The 19,442-nt window shown below is 43.5% G+C and carries 19 protein-coding genes and 1 riboswitch; of the genes, 14 read left to right on the top strand and 5 right to left on the bottom strand.

Going from position 1 to position 19,442, the window contains the following annotated elements:
* Window positions 1-33: 33 nt before the first annotated feature.
* Entirely contained in the window at window positions 34-981 is a 948-nt protein-coding gene (msrB, locus tag ACQCT8_RS08705; RefSeq protein ID WP_426870176.1) for a peptide-methionine (R)-S-oxide reductase MsrB, read from the top strand.
* A 17-nt stretch (window positions 982-998) separates the two neighbouring features.
* Window positions 999-1,301: a hypothetical protein gene (locus ACQCT8_RS08710; protein WP_426870178.1), complete on the top strand. Its 303-nt coding sequence runs from the start codon at window positions 999-1,001 to the stop codon at window positions 1,299-1,301.
* 164 nt (window positions 1,302-1,465) lie between these two features.
* Here the strand turns inward: ACQCT8_RS08710 and ACQCT8_RS08715 are convergent, their stop codons facing one another.
* Window positions 1,466-2,278, bottom strand: coding sequence for an SGNH/GDSL hydrolase family protein (locus ACQCT8_RS08715; protein ID WP_426870180.1), 813 nt, complete (start codon window positions 2,276-2,278; stop codon window positions 1,466-1,468).
* A gap of 201 nt (window positions 2,279-2,479) precedes the next feature.
* Here ACQCT8_RS08715 and ACQCT8_RS08720 point away from each other — a divergent pair, with 201 nt between their 5' ends.
* The 3 genes from ACQCT8_RS08720 to ACQCT8_RS08730 all read left to right on the top strand — a co-directional run bounded on the left by ACQCT8_RS08720 (window position 2,480) and on the right by ACQCT8_RS08730 (window position 7,080).
* Window positions 2,480-2,923: an SRPBCC family protein gene (locus ACQCT8_RS08720; RefSeq protein WP_426870182.1), complete on the top strand. Its 444-nt coding sequence runs from the start codon at window positions 2,480-2,482 to the stop codon at window positions 2,921-2,923.
* Between the two features lie 306 nt (window positions 2,924-3,229).
* A complete protein-coding gene (locus tag ACQCT8_RS08725) occupies window positions 3,230-4,414 on the top strand; it encodes a class I SAM-dependent rRNA methyltransferase (protein WP_426870184.1) in 1,185 nt (394 codons plus the stop codon).
* 401 nt (window positions 4,415-4,815) lie between these two features.
* Window positions 4,816-7,080, top strand: coding sequence for a helicase C-terminal domain-containing protein (locus ACQCT8_RS08730; RefSeq protein ID WP_426870186.1), 2,265 nt, complete (start codon window positions 4,816-4,818; stop codon window positions 7,078-7,080).
* A gap of 126 nt (window positions 7,081-7,206) precedes the next feature.
* On the opposite strand, the gene ACQCT8_RS08735 is transcribed toward ACQCT8_RS08730, so the two are convergent.
* The 3 genes from ACQCT8_RS08735 to ACQCT8_RS08745 form a co-directional block, all read right to left on the bottom strand.
* Window positions 7,207-7,401, bottom strand: a complete 195-nt coding sequence (locus tag ACQCT8_RS08735) for a YwbE family protein (protein WP_041053580.1) — start codon at window positions 7,399-7,401, stop codon at window positions 7,207-7,209.
* 77 nt (window positions 7,402-7,478) lie between these two features.
* Window positions 7,479-8,369, bottom strand: coding sequence for a manganese catalase family protein (locus ACQCT8_RS08740; protein ID WP_278241443.1), 891 nt, complete (start codon window positions 8,367-8,369; stop codon window positions 7,479-7,481).
* 76 nt (window positions 8,370-8,445) lie between these two features.
* Window positions 8,446-8,670 (bottom strand): YuzF family protein, encoded by a 225-nt coding sequence (locus ACQCT8_RS08745; RefSeq protein WP_278241444.1) that lies wholly within the window; start codon window positions 8,668-8,670, stop codon window positions 8,446-8,448.
* Between the two features lie 218 nt (window positions 8,671-8,888).
* On the opposite strand from ACQCT8_RS08745, the gene ACQCT8_RS08750 reads away from it, so the two are divergent.
* The 9 genes from ACQCT8_RS08750 (at window position 8,889) to ACQCT8_RS08790 (ending at window position 18,528) form a co-directional block, all read left to right on the top strand.
* Entirely contained in the window at window positions 8,889-9,071 is a 183-nt protein-coding gene (locus tag ACQCT8_RS08750; RefSeq protein ID WP_426870189.1) for a hypothetical protein, read from the top strand.
* An 18-nt stretch (window positions 9,072-9,089) separates the two neighbouring features.
* Window positions 9,090-9,392: a DUF4212 domain-containing protein gene (locus tag ACQCT8_RS08755; RefSeq protein ID WP_426870191.1), complete on the top strand. Its 303-nt coding sequence runs from the start codon at window positions 9,090-9,092 to the stop codon at window positions 9,390-9,392.
* A gap of 44 nt (window positions 9,393-9,436) precedes the next feature.
* A complete protein-coding gene (locus tag ACQCT8_RS08760) occupies window positions 9,437-11,113 on the top strand; it encodes a sodium:solute symporter family protein (RefSeq protein WP_426870193.1) in 1,677 nt (558 codons plus the stop codon).
* Window positions 11,082-12,986, top strand: coding sequence for a DUF294 nucleotidyltransferase-like domain-containing protein (locus tag ACQCT8_RS08765; RefSeq protein ID WP_426870195.1), 1,905 nt, complete (start codon window positions 11,082-11,084; stop codon window positions 12,984-12,986). Before ACQCT8_RS08760 ends, ACQCT8_RS08765 begins: the two co-directional genes overlap by 32 nt.
* Before the next feature lie 26 nt (window positions 12,987-13,012).
* Window positions 13,013-13,660, top strand: coding sequence for a 3'-5' exonuclease (locus ACQCT8_RS08770; protein WP_426870197.1), 648 nt, complete (start codon window positions 13,013-13,015; stop codon window positions 13,658-13,660).
* A 122-nt stretch (window positions 13,661-13,782) separates the two neighbouring features.
* On the top strand, window positions 13,783-13,995 hold the full coding sequence (locus ACQCT8_RS08775; protein WP_426870199.1) for a hypothetical protein: 213 nt from the start codon (window positions 13,783-13,785) through the stop codon (window positions 13,993-13,995).
* Window positions 13,996-14,818: 823 nt separating this feature from the next.
* Window positions 14,819-16,078: a hemolysin family protein gene (locus ACQCT8_RS08780; protein ID WP_426870201.1), complete on the top strand. Its 1,260-nt coding sequence runs from the start codon at window positions 14,819-14,821 to the stop codon at window positions 16,076-16,078.
* 163 nt (window positions 16,079-16,241) lie between these two features.
* A riboswitch (SAM riboswitch) is annotated at window positions 16,242-16,349 on the top strand.
* Window positions 16,350-16,478: 129 nt separating this feature from the next.
* Window positions 16,479-17,540 carry an LLM class flavin-dependent oxidoreductase gene (locus tag ACQCT8_RS08785; RefSeq protein ID WP_426870203.1) on the top strand — a complete coding sequence of 354 codons (1,062 nt, stop codon included), beginning with the start codon at window positions 16,479-16,481 and terminating at the stop codon, window positions 17,538-17,540.
* 22 nt (window positions 17,541-17,562) lie between these two features.
* Window positions 17,563-18,528, top strand: a complete 966-nt coding sequence (locus ACQCT8_RS08790) for an ATP-grasp domain-containing protein (protein WP_426870205.1) — start codon at window positions 17,563-17,565, stop codon at window positions 18,526-18,528.
* An 82-nt stretch (window positions 18,529-18,610) separates the two neighbouring features.
* Here the strand turns inward: ACQCT8_RS08790 and ACQCT8_RS08795 are convergent, their stop codons facing one another.
* Window positions 18,611-19,417 (bottom strand): alpha/beta fold hydrolase, encoded by an 807-nt coding sequence (locus ACQCT8_RS08795; RefSeq protein ID WP_426870207.1) that lies wholly within the window; start codon window positions 19,415-19,417, stop codon window positions 18,611-18,613.
* Window positions 19,418-19,442: the final 25 nt, after the last annotated feature.

Below are 19,442 nucleotides of genomic sequence, written 5' to 3' on the forward strand. Positions count from 1 at the left end.
GTAGGGAATCATTAGATATAAGGAGGAGGTACAGTGGAACAGGCCATTTTTGCCGGAGGCTGTTTTTGGTGTATGGTGCGCCCCTTTAGTGAAAGAGAAGGAATTATTAAAATCGTTTCCGGCTACACGGGCGGCAGGGAAGCAGAGGCTGTTTATTCTGCCGTTAAACAAGGCGGCACTGGCCATGTAGAAGCCGTGCATCTTCTATACGATCCTGTGCTCATTTCATACGATGAAATTCTCGATGTATTTTGGACCCTGACAGATCCTACAGATGAAGGAGGGCAATTCAGTGACAGGGGACCGGCATACCAGTCCATTATTTTTACGTATACAGATAACCAAAAAAGCACGGCTCAATCTTCAGTAAAACAACTCGAAGAAAGCGGACGTTTTCAAAAGCCTATCGTAACCAAAATAAAAGACGCATCTCCTTTTTATCCTGCAGAGGAATTTCACCAGGATTTTGACCGGAAAAACCCTTTTCGGTACGCCTTGTACTATAAAGGATCAGGACGTGAAGAGTTCTCCCGCACGTATTGGCCTAAAGATCGGTCGCACTTGAAAGAGACCCTGACAGCAAGGCAGTTTTTTGTGACGCAGGAAAATGGGACGGAACCGCCCTACGAAAATGAATACTGGGATAACACGGAAGAAGGCATTTACGTTGACATTGTGTCAGGTGAACCATTATTCAGCTCCCGTGATCAATACGATGCAGGGTGCGGATGGCCCTCTTTCACGAAGCCTATTACGGACTCCATGGTACGGGAAGAATGGGACGTTTCCACCCGGCATACCCGTAAAGAAATAAGGAGCAGTGAAGGTGATTCCCATCTCGGGCATGTATTTGAGGATGGCCCGGGTGCTTCAGGTCTGAGATATTGCATCAACTCGGCTGCTTTGAGATTTATTGCAAAAGAGGACCTTGAGAAAGAAGGCTATGGAGACTTTCTTCTCTTGTTTGCAGTTAGAAAATAAAGTTACAGAGGTATACCATGAAAAAAAATCGCAGTATCATCGTTCTGCTGGCAGCAAGTCAGTTATTTTATATTTTGTTTTTGCCAATCTGGTTTACCTTTTTTGGGCTGACTGTCATCAGGTCCGAACAAAGCGAATCCTCTCTTTCAACGATTGCAGAGTACATTGTGGGTGCTTATCCGGTTGTCCTCATTGCAGTAGCCGTCGTGACCTGGACCGCCTGGCGTAAGGGCAGACTGAAGAAGATGATCCTTTTGAATACGATCCCCATTCTGTGGATCGCTCCTATTTTAATTACATTTCTTGTGGCGAATTTATAATGCAATTAGACAAAATTAGGGTGCGAGAAGACTGATAAAAAATTAAATATGAGGCAGTATCGATCTGCAGTAAGAGGTGAACGGAGCGGAAGGCGTCCGTCTGAAGCGGTCAAAAAGCCTGAGACTTTATTAGTGTCTCAGGCTTTTCTGCGTGATAGGCTGGATTATTTCTGTCCAAAGTAAGGCTGAGCAAGTGCGTTATAATAAAGCTCCTCATGCCAAATCCGGTATCCCAGGTCATTTGGGTGAATTTTATCGTTAAGAATATCCTTCTTTTTAATGTTCTGCTCATCCATATGAGCGAGCATATGGCCATGAGTGTCAAAATAATTCCATCCGTTGTCCAGAATGATTTCCTGTGTGAAATCAACATACTCTTCAAATGTAAGACCCAGCTGGTTTAGACCGCTTGGATCCAAATTTTCCTTTAAAATAGGATTTGGTGATATAAATAATATTTCCACACCGGGCAGCTCTCTTTTAAATGTGCTGTACAGCTGCTCAATCGATTTTTTGGTATCATCAAGGGTAACTGAACGTCTGTAATTGTTAATTACTGAGGTTTCAAGGATAATTAAATCAGGGCGGCTGCTAAAAACCTTAGTCAGAACATCTTGATTTAAAAGCATGACGGAGGTATAGCCGGAATGTCCATGATTTGAAATCGTTACATGGCGCAGCGGACGGCTTGCATCACGGATATCCTGCTGCATCAATGCACGCCACGAAAAGTTTGGTGAACTGGCCCCTACGCCTTTTGTCACGCTGCTGCCCAGAGTAGCTATGCGAGCAGAACCATTTTTCATGACACGGTATGTTAAAAATTCAAGGTAAGAGATATCGGGATTATGGGCAGGGTCGATCCGCTCCATGGTTTGCTGGATCTGAACTTGATTATATCGATATTCACCGCGCACCATGCCCAAAAGGACAAGTAAAACGGCAGAAGCAAGTATGATTTGAACCAATTTCTTCATTTGAGAGGAAAACATCCTTTCCTTTGTTAGAAACTAAAATGAAATATTATATCTATAATTGTAACGAAAATGTAATACATATTCAATAGGTCAGGAGTTGGAATCCAAGCCCATTTTTTAAGCTTGTTTTCATTAGCATTTTCAGTAAAATGAAAGACCATACTGGTGATTACAGTAAAAACGGTGATGGGAGGAAATGAAATGGGAGCATTAGATCAAACAATCATCATTGACCGGCCGATTGAGGAAGTTTTTGCCATCACGACAACGATGGAACAGTCTCCTCAAATAATGGATCAAGTAGAAGAAGTGAATAAATTAACAGAAGGTCCTATCGCTAAAGGAACGAAATACAATGAAGTGCGTAATCTTGGGGGAAGACGGGTGCAATCTGTTCTGGAGGTCATTGAGTATGAGCCCCACGCTTCATATGCAGTAGCAAGCAGTCAGAACGGGGTTGAAATTGAGTTTCGGTATACCTTTGAACAGCAGGGAGAAGGAACCTTTGTCACTTTTGATGGAAAGGTCAAAACATCCGGTTTTGCGAGAAGCTTATTTAGGGGAATGATTGTCCGTATGATTGCGAAAGAAGAATTGTTTCATTTGCAAAAGCTGAAAACGTTTATAGAAAAAGAAACTGTTTAAAGCTGAAAGAAAATTTGTGTGTGTTATTCTGCTCCGTTATGATGTAGAGAGTGCAGGAGAGACTGGGACAAAACACCAAAAAGTTTAATGAATGAAGAAGTATTTAGTTATAGTAAGAGGAGAGCGGAGCGGAAGGTGGCGACTCCTGCAGGATATGACGGCAAGCTGAGACTGTGCAGGGCAATGCCCAAGAAGGCTCAGCGCAGTCCCTGCGGAAAGCGACCACCTGAAGCGCAGCGATCCGGTAAAAGAGCTTGAGACAGTTTTGGCCCAAGCTCATTCGAAGCACCTGAGGAGAATAAGGACATGACAAAAGTACGTATTAAAAAGAAGTTTGCAGATAAAGTGAAAAACGGATATCCATTGCTGACGGCTGATATGCTTGAAAGTCCGGAGGATATTGGACAGGAAGGCGGCATCCTGACAGTTGTGGATGATCGAAATCAATTTATTGCCAGAGGCTATGCAGGAAAACAGAATAAAGGCATCGGCTGGCTGATTACCTGGGATGCGGAGGAAGAAATCGGCTATCGTCTCTTTGTGAATAGAATCCGTGCGGCCCTTGGAAGAAGAAAGCGTTGGTTTAATAAAACGGACACAACCGCTTTCCGTGTATTTAACGGAGAAGGAGACGGGATTGGCGGATTGACCATCGACTACTTCGATAATCACTATTTATTTACATGGTATAGCGAAGGAATTTACTTACTGAGGGAAGAAATTTTACAGGCATTTGAAGACCTGGTCACATTTAAAAGCATTTATGAAAAAAAGCGATTTGATACAAAAGGCCAGTATGTGGAGGACGATGATTTTGTAAAGGGGGAGCGCCCTTCATTTCCTCTCATTATTAAAGAAAACGGCGCACATTTTGCTGTGCATTTGAATGATGGGGCTATGGTAGGCGTATTTCTTGATCAGCGGGATGTGAGAAAAGCAATCCGTGACAAGTATGCAGACGGGAAAAATATGTTGAATACCTTCTCCTACACAGGCGCATTTTCTGTGTTTGCTGCATTGGGCGGAGCTGTAAAAACGACGAGTGTAGATTTGGCCAATCGCAGTGTAGCGAAGACGATCGAACAGTTCAGCATGAACGGCATTGATTATGAAGCGCAGGATATATTGGTGCGTGACGTGTTCCGGTATTTTGATTATGCGGTGAAAAATGACATCAAGTTTGATCTTGTTGTGATGGACCCGCCAAGCTTTGCCCGCTCAAAGAAAAACACGTTCAGTGCAGCGAAAGACTACAAAAATCTCATGAAGCAGGCCATTGATATCACGGAGGATAAAGGCACTATTGTTGCCTCTACCAACGCAGCTTCATTTAATATGAAGAAATTTCAGCGGTTTATCGATGAAGCATTTAAGGAAAAAGGATTTAAATACGAAATAATTGAGACCTTTACACTGCCGGAGGACTTCACAGTCTCTTCTTCTTTTCCTGAAGGGAATTATTTAAAAGTGCTGGTCGTTAGAAGAAAGTAAAGATAAAATGCTGCTCACCTGACTTCGTGAGCGGCTTTTTATATAGTAAAGTGAAAAGCGCTTGCCCAGGCCCGACAAGTTTAAGGCGCGGTGCACAATCCACCTGGTTTTTGGGGGATTTGCACCGGGACTTAAAACCTCGAGGGCCTAGCGCTTGGAACTGGATCAAATAAAAGTGAAAAGCGCTTGCTCAGGCTCGACAAGTTTAAGGCGCGGTGCACAACCCACCTGTTTTTTGGGGGATTTGCACCGGGACTTAAAACCTCGAGGGCCTAGCGCTTGGAACTGGATCAAATAAAAGTGAAAAGCGCTTGCCCAGGTCCGACAAGTTTAAGATTCGTCTGATGCGTGGAAGCGAGGCTGAAGGAAAATCCGATAGTATGTAAATGGGAGGGGCTGCCATGCCGGATGTGATGAGAATTTCTGCAAGACGACTTGCTGAATATGTGCATAGAAGCGGAAGTATTGATGCCAGGATAGGCAGCTCTACTGCCATGATTGAGGGAACCAGAAATCATCAGGCTGTTCAAAAAAAGTATATGGAGCAGGATCAGAAGGAAGTTTTTTTAGATGGAGTGATAGAAATCGATGGACAAATGTTCCAGCTTGAAGGACGCTGTGACGGCTTGCTTTTGAGAGAAGAAAAGCCGGTTATTGATGAAATCAAATCGACTTCCCGGCTCCTCCACACCATAACAGAACCTTCTGCTGTTCATTTGGCCCAGGCGATCGTTTATGCCTGGATGCTTACGGAGAAAGAAAATCTCGATGAAATAGGCATTCAGGTTACCTATGTGCAAAACGTAACGAAAGAGGAGAAGCGATTTCTTCAACCATTCTCTGCCCTTTTTTTAAAAGAACAAGTGGAGGAGATGGTAAGGGCTTATGCTCCCTTCGCTTCATTGATGAAGGACCTTCAGGAAAAACGAAATGATTCGATTCAAGCACTGACGTTTCCTTACCGCCAGTTTCGCGAGGGACAGAGGAAATTTGCCGGTGCTGTTTACCAAACAATCTCAGAAAAAGGCAAACTGTTTGCGCAGGCGCCTACTGGGATTGGAAAAACCATCTCGACCTTGTTTCCAGCGATAAAAACCATAGGGGAAGGCAAGGCCAATCAGCTTATTTATTCCACAGCAAAAACCATTACACGGGCTGCTGCTGAAGAAGCGCTGGCTGATATGCACGCGAAAGGTCTTCGGATGTCAGCTGTGACCCTAACTGCAAAGGATAAGATTTGCTTTAAGGAAAAAACAATCTGTCAAAAGGAATACTGTGAGTTTGCGGACGGCCATTTTGACCGGATTAATGAAGCTGTGCTAGATATGCTGGGGAATGAATATATGATTAACCGGTCTGTGGTAGAGCGCTATGCGCTGAAGCATCGTGTTTGTCCATTTGAATTCTCCATGGATCTATCGTATCTGACGGATGTGATGATTGGTGATTATAATTATGTGTTTGATCCGAGAGTGGCAAGAAAGAGGATGATGGGGGAGCAAAAGCGCACCACGGTTCTATTAGTGGACGAAGCGCATAATCTGGTTGACCGGGCTCGGGAGATGTATTCTGCGAGCCTCCAAAAATCAGCTTTTCTGGCGCTTAGTAAAATGGATGTATCTCCTTCTATAAAAAGTGCGGCGAAAAAGGTGAATAAGGCATGCCTTGAGCTGAAAAAAATATGCGGTGAACAAAGCTTCCATATTCTAAATGAATCTCCTCCTGAATGGACAGACGTTCTTCAGGCTTTTTATGAAGCAGCGGAGGAAAGGATTCAGGAAGGGGATACGGAAAAAGAGATCATAGATTTGTATTTTGCTGCTCAAAGGATGCTTCACGTAATCGAAATGATGGATGAACGGTTTTACATCCTGATTGAAAAAAGGGGCAGTGACGTCTGGATAAAAAATGTCTGCATGGACCCTTCACTGTTTATCAAAGAATCAACCAAAAGCTATCGGGGGACGGTGTTTTTCTCTGCCACATTTGCTCCTGTACAGTATGTAAAAGGGATGCTTGGCGGGGAACAATCAGATTTTGGATTGTCGATACCAAGTCCTTTTAAAAAGGAACAAATCGAGGTGCGCACTTATCCGATTTCCACAAAATACCGGGATCGTGAACATACGATAGATTCCATTGTCGCTGCAATAAAAAAAGGATTTGAAGATGCAAAAGGGAATTTTATCGCTTTTTTCCCTTCCTATCAGTATATGGAAATGGCTGTTGAGCGGTTTGCTCCTTCATTTGATCATGAAGAAGCTGATTTACTCGTTCAGTCAAAAATGATGGATGAACAGGAAAGGGAGCTGTTTCTATCTTCCTTTTCGGGAGAGAAACGTGTACTCGCATTTGCCGTAATGGGCGGTATTTTTTCTGAGGGAGTAGATCTTCCGGGAGATCAGTTAAAAGGGGTGGCCGTTATAGGTGCTGGAATTCCTCAACTAAATCCTGAACGAAATCAAATGAAGCAGTTTTTTCAAAGCCAGGGGCTAAACGGCTACCATTATGCCTATGTATACCCTGGAATAAATAAGGTTCTGCAGGCAGGGGGACGCCTGATCCGGACGGAGGAAGATGAAGGGCTTCTGCTGCTGATTGATGACCGCTTTCAAACCACTCTCTATCAGGATCTATTGCCGCCGGAATGGAGGATTTCAACCTGAGGCAGTTATGCATTCATGTGCAAAATACAGAGCCTGAGACAACTACGTCTCAGGCTCTCAGGCCAGTTCACATCGCTCTATGAGGAAAGCCTCCTCCAGAGGAAATGAACGGAGAATGTATTCATTTCAGGTAATAATATTTTTGACTCGTCCAACCTGGCCGTCTGTTAAACGAACTTTTATACCATGGGGATGAGAGGGAGATTTAGTAAGTAAATCTTTCACAATCCCTCTCGTTAACTTTCCTGAGCGCTGATCCTGCTTCAGGACAATGTCCACTTCAATTCCTGGTGTAATTGTGCTTCGCTGCTGTCCATTCATGACTTTCCCACTCTCCATTAAACGTTTGTTTAATGATACCACAGTTCATAGAGAGCAGGTATTTCAAGGGCAGGCAGCTACATATTTGCTCTTAATCTTTTTAAGATTTGCTCGTATTCATCCTTGCCGATTCCCGGAGCAAATTCTTCTGGCAGGTCGTCAAGATCAGGAATAGGTGCTCCTTCGGGGGTCCCTTCTTGTACAACCAGCGGCTGTCCGTTGCTTGGATTTGTTCCCTTCCATATGGCACGTATGTCCTGGTAATCGCCATCACTCCATGTAAATAAAACATTTCCTACACCTTGATCTTCGTATTTTCTCGCGTGATCAAATACCCGGTTATCCAGGCTTGGTATTGGAAGCATTTTAGTCAAATCCACGCCTGTAGCAATTTCCAGCGCTTTGGCATAAGCGAGAATGTGAACCCCGCCGCGAACAAGCAGGTAGCCGATCATTTCTCTTGCTGTCGGATGATCTGTCATTTCATATACTCTCATTTTATGAGTACGGGCGCCGATCTCGAGAAAGAAGTTATGCATGAGATCTAATACAAGATTTCCGCTTGAAAAAACATAGTCGCCTCTCCAGGGATTGCCCATTGAATCTCCTGCCAAGGACGTTTGTGCTGTTGCGATAAACGCATACGTATTGCGCATATCCTTGCCATTTTGAAGAGGGGTCAGATCCGGTTCCGCTGTGAAGGAGGACCCTTTTTGCAAAAGATTAATCGTGTTGCTGACAAGCTCTACATGGCCAAATTCCTCTGCTGTAATGCTCGCCACAATATCATAAAAAGGTTTCAGTTTTCCTTTTTGTCTAAAGTTAAAGGATTGATACATATAATTATTAAGCGTGGACATTTCTCCGAATTTTCCACCCAGCAATTCCTGTACAGCTGCAGCCGCATTGGCATCTCCGTACTCGGGGGCAGGCAGCTCAATCAGCAGTTTATTTACGCGCTTAAACACAAATAAAACCTCCTTTGCATAGTCCTCCTGCTATGTGTATGTTCACATAGCGGAGGATATGAGAAGGAGGGTTTTTTTACGACGGAGAAACCCAGATGATTTGCTGTGTACGAATAAAGAAAGGTGTTTGATTGATCTCTACAACAATATGATCTGGCATTACAGTCGTAAGCTTCCCTTGCAGAGAATTCCTTGTGGTCTGAACCACAATATTAGTACCAATTATCGTATTCAATGTCTGGTAAACGTACGGATCATAAAGTGTAGTAAATTGAAGAGATTGCGGAGACTGTCCGTTCATAGTCAACACCCCTTAGTTAGCAATTACTCCTACTATATGAGACCCCGTGATAAACGGTGACATTATTGCAAAATAAGTTTTTCGGTTTTACTCGTTGATACATCAAAATGGAAGCTTCTTGACAGTTGCGGGGAATTAAATGAATAATAAGAAAAGATCGAATTTTCATTTATTTTGTCCGGTTAAAATGATAACGCTTACAGAACGGAGGGAGAGATATGCTGGTCTGGATTTTTGCCATCCTGACTATCGGATCGGTTATCGCAGGCGTTAAACAGAAAAGAAAACGCTGGTTTGCTTTGCCGATTGCTGCAATGTTCGGTTATATGGCGATCGAAATCATTCGGGTGCCAATGCCGCTTTGGGATACCATCACCTTTATTTTCGACTTAAAAGGATAAGTGGGAGGAGAGCGAAGTATGAAAAAAATCGACAAAAAAACAGCTGATGCATATTTTCGGACAAGAACGATTTTAATCTGTGTTTATTTGGTCATCGGGTTTAGTGCTTCATTTGGAGCCGTCTTCTTTGCAGAATCTCTGGCTGAATTTACGTTTAACGGCTTTCCGCTTCATTACTACATGGGGGCCCAGGGAGCAGTTTTAACCTTTATTATTCTGCTTTTTGTCAATGCGATTGTCAGCGACAGAATCGATAAAAAATATGGGATTGATGAAGCCAGAAACGAAACCATTGGTTCTGGTAAAACGGTGGACCATTAAAAAGCAGACAGCCATTCATTAAAGGACTTTAAAGGAGGAAGAGGATGGATACTCAATTTATTGTATCTTTGGCCTTTATTTTAGGTACTTTTGGTTTATACATAGGGATCGCCATATACAATCAGGCAAAAGCAACATCAGATTTTTATGTAGCCGGCCGCGGTGTGCCGCCGATTTACAACGGAATGGCAATTGGAGCGGACTGGATGAGTGCGGCTTCATTCATTGGAATGGCAGGGACCGTAATGGTCATGGGCTATGACGGACTCGGCTACATTATGGGGTGGACAGGCGGCTATTTATTGCTGACGTTTCTGCTTGCGCCTCAGCTTAGGAAATACGGAAGATATACGGTGCCGGAATTTATTGGAGATCGATACGGCAGTGATTTAGCCAGGTTGATCGCTGCTTTTGCCACCATCATCATCAGTTTTACGTATTCGATTGGTCAAATGTCCGGTTCAGGGGTTGTTATTGGGCGCCTGCTTGAAGTGGATTATCGAATCGGAACCCTAATCGGGGCGGGTCTGATCGCTTTTTACGCTGCTTTAGGAGGCATGAAGGGGATCACATGGACCCAGGTAGCACAATACGTGGTATTAATCACAGCATATCTGGTTCCCGTAATTTTTATGTCTCTTCAGATTGAGGGCAATCCGCTTCCGTGGATTTCCTATGGACAGGTTCTGGAAACGATGAGCGGCATTGATCAGGACTTAGGAATATCAGAATATCTCGTGCCCTTTACGGAAGGAACAAAGTGGCAGTTTTTAGCGCTTATGTTTACATTGATGGCTGGAACGGCTGGACTTCCTCATGTAATTGTACGATTTTACACGGTTTCCACGATGAAAGCGGCCCGTTGGAGCGGAGCATGGGCGATCTTGTTTATTGGTCTTCTTTATCTTTCAGCGCCTGCATATGCTGCGTTCTCACGGTTTATTTTGCTAACAGAAGTAGCAAACTCGCCGATCAATAACTTGCCCGAATGGACAAGATCCTGGGTAGACACCGGCATGCTGCAGGTAGCTGATACGAATGGAGATGGCGTTCTTCAATGGGAAGAGCTGCAAATTGCCAATGATATCGTCGTAATGGCTACCCCTGAAATTGCCAATCTTGGCGTGTTTGTCATCGGTTTAATGGCTGCAGGCGCCATGGCGGCCGCGCTATCTACTGCAGGGGGTCTGATGATTGCCATCTCTGCATCCCTGTCTCATGATATTTACTTCCGCTCCATCAACCCGAATGCCACCGATAAGAAAAGACTCGCGGTTGGAAGATGGTCAATTGTTCTCGCTTCTCTTGCAGCAGGACTCGTTGCGCTGAATCCTCCAGGCGCCATTACACAAATTGTAGCCTGGGCCTTTGCATTAGCATCAGGTTCGTTCTTCCCTGCGCTATTGCTTGGCGTTTGGTGGAAGCGCTCCAATGCACCAGGGGTAATAGCGGGAATGCTTGTCGGTCTTAGTGTGACGCTCGGATATATTTTTGCTGCAAAATACGGCGGATTTACGATACTCGGCATTATTGATACCGGGGCAGGAGTGTTTGGGGCTGCTGCAGCCATTATAACCAATATTGCAGTCTCCTTAGCTACTAAGCCGCCATCAAGGAAAATACAAGAAGAAGTCCAGGATCTTCGTTATCCTGAGCAAATGACATTTCGGGATGGAGAGGTGTGGCTGGATGACGGAGAAGACGTTCCGCCAACCAAGTGATCACAACCTGATCAAGGAAGCGGCTTTACGTACGCCCTTATTTTCATCCATGACAGAAAACGAGTTTTCTGTGATCTATGACCGATGTGAGGAGCGGGAATATGAAAAGGATGCTTTGATTGCTCATGCATATAAGAAAAGGGAAGGAGTTTTCCTCATCACATCCGGCCTTACGGAAGTGTATGCTGCAGGGAGTATGCAGGAAAGAGAGGTGCTTGAGCTTGCGGGTCCAGGAGAAATTCTCGGACTGGCAAGCTTGAGCACTATGCTCCTCTCTACAGAGGAACCAACAAACACAGTTGAAATCCAGGCGTTGGAACCCACGCTTGGATTGTTTGTTCCATATGAAGTTCTACGTGAAATATGGAACATCCCCCATGTCCAATCCTTTTTTCTTGAAAAAACGATTTTCAGACTGCAGGATGTATACCGTTCTCTTACAGAACAACTTCAGCAATCCAATGGTCTTAGCAGTCAGCGGAAAGTTTTTAAGCGCGTGCAGGATTTGATGTCTGCTCCGCTTCTCTCACTGTCTTCTTCAAGTACTTTACAAGATGGCATTCAATTTATGTCGCATCACAATCTGAGCGCAGTGGTTCTCCTGAATGATGCCAAGCTTCTTGGTGTTGTATCTATGAGGGAAGTAATCAACGCAATTGCTGCAAGTGAGTCGCTTTCTTCGCCTCTTGCATCGATCGCAAATAAAAGGTTAAATGTGATCTCGCGTTCTGCTTATTATTATGATGCAGTTGGAGTTTTTCAGCAGCAGCCGGAGCTCCGGCACCTTGTGGTCGTGAATGATGAGGACAAGCCGGTTGGAATGCTCACTCTATCAGATGTATTAAAACAGCGGCACAGATTTATCCAGCAGACGATGAACAAAATTCGTCTTCTTACAAAAGATACGATTAGAGAAACTGCCGTTCAGCTGCAGCAGATCGCTCATCAGCTGTTTGAAGAAAATGAGAGCATCCGAATGATTGCTTCTATTATGACACCCCTTTTCGATCAGCTGGTGATTAAAGTGATTTACCTCGCTCAAAATGAAATAAAGCAGCAATATGACCTGACCGCACCGTGTGAGTTTGTTTTCTATCAAATGGGCAGTGCGGGAAGAGGAGAGCAGCTGATGATGACGGATCAGGATCATTTTTTAGTCTATAAGGAATTGACACCACAATCAGAACATTATTTTAGCGTGCTGGGAGATCTAGTGGTCGAATGGTTAGAGGAAGCAGGGTTCGCACCGTGTGATGGGAATATGATGGCTCGCAATCCGGTTTGGCGGGGTTCAATAGAAAGTTGGCAGCAAAGGATTCACCGATTTGCTGTGCGGTCTACACCTCAGCATATCCTTCATGCCTTCAACTTTTTTGCGATGAGAAGAATTACGGGAAGCAGAACGCTGCACCGTGAATTTCTTTCCATTATAGAAGGTGAGCTAAAGCGTTCAGGCGTCCTCCTTACACAAATGGGACGAGAGCTCAGAGGCTCGGTTATTCCGGTTATGGATCACCGGATTCGCTCGCTTCTTTTACGTGAAGGAAGAAGAATCCAGATAAAAAAGCAACTACTGTTTCCTTTTCACCACTCTCTTCAAATAAAAAGTCTTCTTCATCAGGTCATCGAAGGGTCAGCCTCATCAAAGATTGAAGCGTTAGCGGAAAAAGAGAAGCTGACAAAGGATGCAGCAGAAGAGCTCAAAGAAAGCTTGGATATTGTGCTTATGCTTTACTTTAAAGATAAGAAACAAAAAGGAACAGGTCAGATCAATACTGAAGAACTTACAGGAAGAGAAAAAGCATTGCTGTCAAGAGCGTTAAATGTGTTAAGGGAATTTCAAGTCAACACGCTGAGAGAACTCGGCGTCTGACTTATTCTACGGGAGGGGCTGGAAGTATGTTATGGTCAAAAAAGTTGTTCCGTCATCAGCTGAAAAGTGAAATTCCGCTTTCGACTCCTCTGGACAGCCTTCAATTACTTGTGATTGATACGGAAACAACAGGGTTTGCGGTAGGCAAAGAGGACAGGCTGATCGAAGTAGGGGCGGTGCCGGTTTCAGGTCTGCAGGTATTGGAAAAAAACATCTTTCATTCATATGTAAATCCAGAAAGAGACATTCCGCCTGAGATCACATCCCTGACATCGATTAAACAGGAGGATGTGGTTCATGCCCCGTCCTCACTTGAAGTAATTGACCATGTGTTTGCTCATGCAAAGGAGTATGAAGTAAACGCCATTGCCGGCCATTACCTGGCATTTGATATTCAAGTGTTCAAACATGAATTAAGGAGGGCTGCTTTAAAATTTCAGCAGCCGCCAAGCATTGACACATTGGATTTGCTTGCCTATTTAGTTCCTGCATGGGAAATAAAAGATCTATCCTATTATGCAGCGGTTTTTGAAACGAGAATGTACAACAGGCACACGGCAGTGGGAGACGCCTTAACCGCCGCCTATTTATTTTGTGAGCTTGGCGAACGGCTAAAAGAACGTGGCAAAACCACGTGGGGAGATGTACTTGAACTGTCTTCTTCAAGACAGTAATAGAGAAAAAAATAAATGTGCTCAAATTGGTTTTAAATAGAATGCTATATGGGAATAGTTCTATGGCGCAAAATTGTGCTATGACACTCCGAACGGGAGCAAAAAGAAAGGGATCAGGAAACATGTCGATTGAATCGTTAATGAATGAGTATGAATTACTGCAGACACAAACGAAAACCGGGGAACAGCTGGATGATTTATACGCGGACCTTATGATCAGAATGGAAAAAGCATTTGAAATTCCGGGCATCATAACAGGCGAATGGGAGCAGGATAACAAACCTGTCAGCACCCTATATCGATTAATTGCAAGCAGCCGGCTAATGAAAACATAACGTTAAGGGAAAAGACAATGCACAATACGGTTTAGAGCATCGTCATAAGGTGGTCCATTATTCAACAAAGAAAGAATGATGGCCGGCTTTTTTAATCATGTCCTGGCAATCGGGATTGAAGCCTTCTCGAAGAATACCTGAAATCTACTTGACAGATACAAGTTTATAAGATATGATGATGGATGATTGTTTTACGGAAGCAAAAAGAATGAGCAGCTGTCCTCACCAGTTTGCTCGCTATGAAATTTCATATAGGTCTGGACTTTAAGGCCTGATTGACGATCTCCGCGCACAAGGCGGATAAACTGAGCAGTAAAAATCGTTTGACACCAAAATAGGCAATAACCCTCAAAGAATGCCGGAGTGCAACCCAGCACTTGAACAGGCATCCACTATTTTCTGCGTATCAAAGGACCATTCCATGTTTTACTTCTTATCGGTTCACGTTGCATGAACCCTTTCAGACCAACATCCAGATAATGAACTTATGTATGGAAACAACCATACTGAAGTAATGTCTGATTCACACTGGCACGGTCGAGGAGCCGTAAGGACGAAAGAGAGGCAGGGCTTTCGTTGTTTTAGGTATTATGTAAAAGCTGCTTCCGTAAAATCAATCATCCAACTAAACTCCCACACTCTTCCCATCAATCGCTTCTTTTCTGCAAACTCCTATATATTGCTACAACAAAACGTTTAAATGCATAATGTGATGCCTCTAAATGAAAAAAATCAATAATTCAACTGTACGAGTGGAATTTTCACCTCAATTAGTATACGCTATTACTTAATAAATTGTTGAAGTTAATCAGGAGGAATATAGTTGGAATTTATAGCCATAGCTTTTTTGCTCTTTGTATCATTCTTTCTTTCAGGCAGTGAAACAGCACTTACCGCCGTTAATAAAATGAAGGTGCAGACTCGGGCAGAAAAAGGCGAAAGAGCTGCGGAGAAATTATTAAACACTGTATCAAGACCGGATAAAATGATTACCACGATCTTAATCGGAAATAACATTGCAAACATTATGATGCCGACACTCGTTACCATTGTGGCATTAAGATACGGTTTTTCTATCGGACTGGCCACAGGGATTTTGACTGTAACCATCATTATTTTTGCAGAGGTCATTCCTAAAACGATTGCTGCAACATTTGCAGATCGGATTGCTTTTATAGTGAGCCCGGTTATCCGTTTCTTAATGGTTATCTTAAGTCCAATCACCTTTTTGCTTTCTCAGCTGACCAATATTGTCATTCGCATATTATCTAAAGGTCATATCAAAGAAGCAACGATTACCAAGGAAGAATTGCGGACAATGGTAGATATCGCTTCTACAGAGGGGACCTTTCTGAACGACGAATCTCTTCGTATTAAGGGTGTCCTTGATTTTCAGCATAAGGATGTCGGCGATGCGATGAAAACCCCGCGTGTGGATATTGTGGGAATGCCATCTGATTTTACTTACGAAGAAGCAAGAAACTATGTAGTGGATAACCCGTATACACGTTATCCTGTCTATAAAGAAAATATGGATAATATTATTGGGGTATTTCACTCAAAACAGGTAATTGAATGGTCCATGAATCCCGATACGCCATTTAGTGAATTTATTGATGACGATCCTTTATTCACAGTGGAAACAACATCGATTGAGCGCATTTTTAAGCGTATGCTTCAGGCGAAAAAGCATTTTGCCATTGTGCTCGATGAGTACGGCGGAACACTTGGCATCATTACACATGAAGATATTATTGAAGCCATGATTGGGCAGGAAATCTCTGATGAAAATGATGATGAAGAAGAAGTTTGGATCGATGAACTGACAGATAAGCATATTATCTGCCACGGTAAGTTGGCCATCCATCGATTGAATGATGTGTTTAAACTTAAGCTTCCTGAAGAACAGGATGTGCTTGCAGGTTTTGTCCTGAAAGAGTTCGGTCATCTTCCGGAAGAGGGAGAAGAATTCGATTATCAGCATCTCAGGTTCACTGTGATGGAGATGGAAAAAAACAAAATAACAAAGGTGAAAATAGATAAACGCATGGTAGAAGGCGGAGAAGAAAAATACGAAGCCTAGGCATTGAACCCATATAAGTAACAGAAGAAACGGCTGATCATGAAGCCGTTTTTTCTTTTGACTTTTTTACCGAATAAAAGGGACGAAGTATTCATTTAGTGTTTCGAAAGACTTGACGGATAACCGAGGGATGTTATAGGATTAACGTAATAAAGTGAATATACTCTTATCAAGAGAGGCGGAGGGATTGGCCCTATGAAGCCCGGCAACCGCTGACGATTTGTCAGAAAGGTGCTACATCCAGCAGGAGAAATCTCCTGAAAGATAGGATAGAAGCAGACGCGTAAAACTTCTTCCTGTCGGGGGAAGTTTTTTTGTATTTCACTAAAGACAGAGGACCGCCATAAATTGATAATAAAAGATTTTGCGAGTTTAGCATGTAAAAGGGAGCGTGCACAGGATGAAATATGGATTTTGGCTGCCGATTTTTGGCGGATGGCTTCGAAATGTAGAAGAAGAACATATGCCGCCTACGTTTGATTATGCAAAAAAAGTAGTACAGGCCGGCGAAAAATTAGGCTTTGATACGACCTTAATTGCTGAATTATATTTGAACGATATTAAGGGGCCGGAACGAGATTCCCTTGAAGCATGGTCTACTGCTGCGGGATTGGCTGCTGTAACCGAAAAAATGGAAATTATGACTGCCATCCGTCCAGGATTCCACAATCCTGCAGTGGCAGCGAAAATGGCAGCAAATATAGATCATATGTCCAACGGCCGTTTCACGCTTAATGTCGTGTCTGCATGGTGGGCGGAGGAAGCCAAACAATATGGAGGCGTCTTCACGGAGCATGATGAACGCTATGACCGTACAGAAGAGTTTCTTGAGGTGATGAAGGGGTTATGGACTGAAGAAACGTTCAGCTATAAAGGGAAATTTTATGAGATTGAAAATACAAAGCTGGAGCCGAAACCGGTTCAGCGGCCGAACCCTATATTGTATGCTGGTGGTGAAAGTCCCCGCGGAAAAGAAACGATTGTGGATCACTGCGATGCCTACGTAATGCATGGAGGTACACTGGAAGAAATCGAAACAAAGATTTCTGACATGAAGCAGCGCAGGGCAGCAGCCGGAAAAAATCCGTTTCAATCCTTTGGTATGGCAGCTTATATTGTTTGCCGAGATACAGAGGAAGAAGTGAAGGAAGAAATGGCAAGAATCACAGATGTAAAAGATGTCAGCGGATATGCCGGCTACAATGACTTTGTGAGTAAATCACAGCTTGAACAGCAAATTGAACTGATGGATTATTCTGTTTCCAACCGGGGACTCCGTCCAAATTTAATTGGTACACCTGAACAAATTGCAGACCGCATCGTAGCGTTTGAGCAGGCAGGGCTGGATTTGCTGCTCCTTCAATTTTCCCCGCAGCTTGAAGAAATGGAACGCTTTTCTAAAAAAGTCATGCCAGTAGTAGAGGAAAAGCGCCGTTTAGCAGCGAGAATAGCAGAAAGCTAGAAATGAGTCAGGAGGATCTGAAATGAGTAAAATATATGTTTTACATGAAAATGATGAATGGACTGTCCATTTAACAAAGCGTTTAGATGAGCTTAATTTGCCCTATGAAGTATGGCACTTAAATGAAGGCCTTGTTGATTTAACGGAGGAACCGCCAGAAGGCGTATTTTACAGCCGGATGAGTGCATCATCTCATACAAGAGGAAACCGCTATGCACCTGAATTCACCGAAACGGTTTTAGCATGGCTGGAACGACACGGAAGAAAAGTGTTTAACGGCACGCGTGCCCTGCGGCTTGAAGTAAGTAAAGTAAATCAGTACACCGCATTGCACGCAGTTGGCATACAAACGCCTAAAACGATAGCTGCAGCGGGTAAAGAACAAATTATAAAAGCTGCAGAAAAAATGGGGGAGAAATCCTTCATTACGAAACATAATCGAGCTGGTAAAGGACTAGGTGTGCAATTGTTTCACTCAATCGACAGCTTAAAGGACTATATTGAAGGGGACGATTTTGAAGAACCGGTTGACGGAATCACACTGATACAGCAATACATTCAAGCGCCGGAACCATTTATTACACGATGTGAATTTGTAGGCGGCAAGTTTGTGTATGCAGTGCAAGTCGATACGTCTGAGGGGTTTGAGCTTTGTCCAGCAGATGCCTGTCAGCTGGGAGATCAATTCTGCCCTGCAGATGGCGGAGAAGAAGAGGAAAAAGCGAAATTTCAGATTGTCGAGAATTTCCAGGATCCAATTATCGCAGCCTATGAAAAGTTTCTTATGGACAATCAAATCGCTGTAGCGGGTATTGAATTTATACGTGATGAATACGGCACTGTGTATACGTACGATATCAATACCAATACAAACTACAATGCAGATGCCGAAGAAAAGTATGGGAAATACGGCATGCTAGAGCTTGCTACCTTTTTAGAACAGGAGCTCAACAAACTTGGCCATATCCCGGCTCTGAGCAGAAGATAGAACGCTTTAAAGCATAAAAGGGGCCTGGCCCCTTTTATACTTTAATGTAAAAAAGCTCTCCATTATGGAGAGCTTTTTTGTGTTATCTTTTTAAAAATGTCAGGATTTCATTATTGGTTTTTTCTTTTTCTTCAAAAACAAATCCATGCCCGCTGTTTTCAATTTTTACAAGCTCAGCGTTGGAAAGGTGCTCGGCGAGATAAAGTGAAAAGTCTAGGGGACAGATTTCATCTTCAGTTCCGTGAAGTAAGAGTGTTGGGACCGTAATGCCAGGAAGGTCATCAAGACCGTCTTCATCACGCAGGGCGATAGCAGATTGAATCGTACCATGAGCCGAAGCTTCGAGTCCTAGGGATCCAAACCATTGCTTAAAAGGATCTGAAGGCTCTTGATGGAAAAACTGTTTGCCGAACTCATCAAGGAAAGCAGGGCGATCCTCTTGGATGCTAGCGATCATGCCGTCAATTTCAGATGCTTCGATGCCGTAAGGAAAATGGTCCGTTTTAGTAAATCTCGGAGCAGCTGGTGCGAGCAGCATTAATTTACTGACCTGATACTCTTTATGCCGATTCATGTAGCGTGCTGCAATGGGACCGCCCATTGAAAAGCCTGCTAGTACAATGTTCTCGAGCTGCAGATAGTCCACTACCGCTCTTACATCGTCGGCTTTCCGGTCATAATCATATCCGGATGCAGGCCGGTCCGATTGACCGTAGCCTCTTAAATCGATTCCGATAAAACGATAGCCTTGCTTTACAAGCTCAGTAGCTTGATATTCAAACATTTTATGATTGACCGGCCAGCCGTGAAGAAAAACAACAGGCTGTCCTTCGCCGATGTCTTCCACAAATAGTTTTACTCCTGTTTCTACTTCAACAAAATGTCCCACACATAATTCCTCCTCTTATTATCTT

The sequence above is a fragment of the Jeotgalibacillus proteolyticus genome, from assembly GCF_050107735.1.
Classification (GTDB): domain Bacteria; phylum Bacillota; class Bacilli; order Bacillales; family Jeotgalibacillaceae; genus Jeotgalibacillus; species Jeotgalibacillus proteolyticus_A.